We start from the raw sequence: 378 nt of genomic DNA, 5'->3' as shown, positions 1-378 counted from the left end.
GGAGGGCAAACGTGGCCTTATTATGGGGGTTGCAAATGACCATTCAATTGCTTGGGGCATTGCATGTCAACTTGCAAAAGCAGGAGCTGAATTAGCATTTACCTATCAAGGAGAGGCTTTTGGAAAACGTGTTCAACCATTAGCAGAAAAAATCGGCTGCAAATTAGTACTTGAGTGTGACGTTGAAAAAATTGAAAATGTTGACCGCGTCTTTAAACGTCTTGAAAAAGAATGGAAAACTATAGACTTTGTTGTTCATGCTATTGGTTTTTCAGACAAGACCCAACTAAAAGGACGTTATGTTGATGTGACAACACGTGAAAACTTTAAGCGTACAATGGTTATTTCAGCTTATTCCTTTACTGAAATTGCCCAGCG

Annotated in this window: 1 protein-coding gene; it reads left to right on the top strand. The window is 39.4% G+C overall.

Going from position 1 to position 378, the window contains the following annotated elements; genetic code table 11:
• On the top strand, positions 1-378 hold a 378-nt coding region (locus tag ACFIO5_RS09940; RefSeq protein ID WP_375705310.1), incomplete at both ends, for an SDR family oxidoreductase.

Source organism: Bartonella sp. AA86SXKL, assembly GCF_042196885.1.
Note: the sequence above shows the minus strand (reverse complement) of the source record. Positions and strands in the feature narration are given on the sequence as shown.